The 3,259-nt window shown below is 36.1% G+C and carries 3 protein-coding genes and 1 pseudogene; 1 reads left to right on the top strand and 3 read right to left on the bottom strand.

Annotated elements, in window-relative coordinates; genetic code table 11:
• Positions 1–11 precede the first annotated feature (11 nt).
• A complete protein-coding gene (locus tag JCM14932_RS13860) occupies positions 12–332 on the bottom strand; it encodes a DMT family transporter (RefSeq protein ID WP_025025381.1) in 321 nt (106 codons plus the stop codon).
• Between the two features lie 166 nt (positions 333–498).
• On the opposite strand from JCM14932_RS13860, the gene JCM14932_RS13855 reads away from it, so the two are divergent.
• Positions 499–927, top strand: a complete 429-nt coding sequence (locus JCM14932_RS13855; RefSeq protein WP_025025380.1) for a GNAT family N-acetyltransferase — start codon at positions 499–501, stop codon at positions 925–927.
• 20 nt (positions 928–947) lie between these two features.
• Here JCM14932_RS13855 and JCM14932_RS15775 read toward each other — a convergent pair.
• Positions 948–2,134: pseudogene (locus tag JCM14932_RS15775) on the bottom strand (MFS transporter).
• Between the two features lie 270 nt (positions 2,135–2,404).
• Positions 2,405–3,052, bottom strand: a complete 648-nt coding sequence (locus tag JCM14932_RS13845) for a DUF3862 domain-containing protein (protein WP_081776188.1) — start codon at positions 3,050–3,052, stop codon at positions 2,405–2,407.
• Positions 3,053–3,259: the final 207 nt, after the last annotated feature.

Raw genomic sequence — 3,259 nt, 5'->3', positions numbered from 1 at the left:
TAATTAATTAATTAGCTACTAGTTGTGAATTTGATTCCGATGATACTTATCAGTAGCAAAGTGATGAATATCCAGGTAATAGGTGAAACTTTATCACCAAAAATAAAGAAACCTACTAAAATTGACCCTAATGCACCAATACCAGTCCAAATAGGGTAAGCGATGCTTAGTGGCAGTGTCTTGGTTGCTTTAGCCAATAGGACAAAGCTAATGATCATACCGATAATTGTTAAAATAGTAAAATTAAGTTTGGTAAAGCCGTGGCTTAGTTTCATCATTGATGCCCAAACGACTTCAAATAGTCCTGCGATAATTAAATAAATCCAATTCATAATAATACCTCCATTTTTTTACAAAAAAATAAAGTATCCCCAATAATTCCTTCTTTGGCCTAACGGAATTATTAAGAATACTTTTTTTAGTGACACCCGGCGGTGTATTGATTTATCATAGAATAATACCACATTAAATATTTTAGGGCTAGGGGATCGTTTAATAATGATTGAAAACATGACACTTGATGAAATTGATCAAGTCGCAGATATTTGGCTTGAGGGAAATTTGGATGCCCATAATTTTATTAGTGCAAAATATTGGAAAAGTAATTTAGAACAAGTTAAGCGTGAATTCGCGGAAGCTGACGTGTATGTCTACAAAGTTGATGATGCCATTGCTGGATTTATTGGATTGAATGGAAACTATGTATCAGGAGTATTTATTAGACGTGAATACCGTAACCAAGGAATTGGTAAGCAATTATTCGATTATGCGAAGCAACACCATGATGATTTATTAGTAAGTTGTTATGTTAAGAATTTTAAAGCACTGAATTTTTATCGCGTTAATGGATTTTCTATTAAGACAGAAGGGCTCGACAAAGATACTGGTGAATCTGAAGTAACTATGATTTGGATGAAAAAAGACTGAGAAAATTTTCTCAGTCTTTTTTAGTCTTCCACTGCAGCGAGTGGGAAACGTTTAACAATAAATGTTAGAAGGTATGATGCGGCTAAAATAACTGCAACTACCATGTATGGATAATGTGTATTCCAATCCATCAATGCACCAGACATCAAAGGTCCGATGACATTACCGATACTAGTCAATGACATGTTCATACCATTGATCAGACCTTGGTTCGCCTTACTTGATTTGGTAAGTAGAGTTGTGATGGCAGGGCGCAATAGATCAAATGATGAAAAAATGATCAATGTTGCGACAATAACTGATACATGTGAATGTGCCTGTGTGATCCAAAAGACGCAGATGGCGCTCAGTAAGAAACAATAGCTGATCAAACCAACTTCGCCGATCTTATTGATAAGCCAGTTGAAGGCAGCAACCTGCAATATTAATGAAATAATACCATTAAGTGTCAATACTAATGCAATCGTTCCCAAGCCAAAGTTAAAAACTTGGTTTACGTAGATACTATAGATGCTTTCAAATCCTTGAAGTCCAAATGATGAGACCAAGATCATCCCGAATAAGACAACCATTGGAACTGTCAGAATAGACATAATAGAAGATTTATTTTTGTGGAGCTTGGCTTCTTCTTTTTGCTCAAGTTCAATTGTTTCTTTGCTTTCTTTAAGAAAAATCTGTGTGAAGATACAACTTGTGATGGCAAGAACACCGGCAACCCAAAATGGTGTCTTATAACTGAAACCAGCTAGAATACCGCCAAGTCCAGGGCCCAAGATCAGTCCACCACTGAAGGCGGCGGATAACCAACCGATAACTTTGGCACGTTCCTTCAAGGTCGTTAGGTCAGATCCTAATGCCATTGAAGTAGGAATTACCATGGCCGCAGAAAGTCCACCAATAATACGTGATAGGTTGAACATTGGTAATGTTGTCGCAATCGCAAAGATGAACTCAGAGATCATATATAGGTAAATAATCCGAAGACGATGACAGGCTTACGGCCGATCTTGTCAGACATTCTACCTACAATAGGTGAGGCGACAAATTGTGCGAAGGCAAATAATGAAGTCATGACCCCCATTTGTGACGTTGTATAATGAAACTCATTCTTGATGAATGGTGTAACCGGAATGACTAATCCAATTCCCAAACAGATCAAAAAGTTACTAAAAATTAAAATGTAAATGGATTTTCTGTTCTTCTCCATGTTAATCCCCCTCTCAAAACCACGTTAGAAACGCTTAAAAAAAACCACCGCCGTGGTTGGCGATAGTTTTTACTAGTTCAGTTCATCGTAGATGATTATTGTTAAAAAAGCAATATATTGTTTTTATTTTTATCATGATATTAATTATGGTAAACAAAAAGGCTATCCCCATTCGAAATTCCCGGAGATAGCCTATACTGATTCCACCAGAAAGAATTGTACCATTGTGATTATTGATGTAATCAAATATTAAGAAAACTTAAAAAATCCTTATTTAACACCACTTTGTGTCTGTTCAGTAACTTTATCATTGGTGAAGGTGATAACGATCTTAGCACCAGAATCGCCTTTGATGCCAGAAGTGTATGTCAATTTGTTGATCGATGTGCCGTTAACTGAAGAATCATCATAGGAATTAGGTTGACCGAGTAGTTTTTCGATATCAGCGGTACTCTGATCACTTTCAATTTGAGCATATTTTTGGATATCAATCTTGCTATCACGTTTTACTTTCAATCCTGAGATCGTCTTGCTGATAGCATGATTGTTGGCAAATCCAACTGAGACGGATGATCCTGATTCAGCATTGACAACTTTATCCCAAGTTTGGACATCGACATCTACTCCTTGAACATTGCTTGTGGAGTGACTAGTTGGTGTACCAAAGATCGGCTTGATAGTATCCCAGGATGTTCCGTTGTCAGAATCCAAGGCAATATTGTTGAATTGATCCAATGTTATTCCGTCACTAGTTGAAGAGGATGAAGTTTTCTTCTTCTTGGTAGATGACTTGGATTTTTCAACTTTTTCAGTTTTATCTTTATTAGTAGAACTATCATTTTTGTTGTTAATATAGCCAAATACCCCAAAACCGATACCGGCGATGATTATCAAGCAATAATAAGCCAGAACCACCATTTCTTGAAGAAAGGCTTTTTGCGTGTTCTACGCAGCGACATTCTAGACATGTTTTGATTATTATTCATTTTTCCACCCCTGACCCTAAGCTGTATGCGTATATGTCTATCATACCAATTTTTGGAAATAAGTCGTATTTTTTATAATTTATTAATGAAAATTAAAAAAATCATTTGCCTTAAAGTACACTTGAAGGTTTATATTGAA

Source organism: Companilactobacillus nodensis DSM 19682 = JCM 14932 = NBRC 107160 (assembly GCF_000615905.1).
Lineage (GTDB): Bacteria > Bacillota > Bacilli > Lactobacillales > Lactobacillaceae > Companilactobacillus > Companilactobacillus nodensis.
Note: the sequence above shows the minus strand (reverse complement) of the source record. Positions and strands in the feature narration are given on the sequence as shown.

Coding starts and splice junctions, on each gene's coding strand:
- JCM14932_RS13860 (WP_025025381.1), bottom strand. CDS start 332: ATGAATTGGATTTATTTAATTATCGCAGGACTATTTGAAGTCGTTTGG.
- JCM14932_RS13855 (WP_025025380.1), top strand. CDS start 499: ATGATTGAAAACATGACACTTGATGAAATTGATCAAGTCGCAGATATT.
- JCM14932_RS13845 (WP_081776188.1), bottom strand. CDS start 3,052: ATGGTGGTTCTGGCTTATTATTGCTTGATAATCATCGCCGGTATCGGT.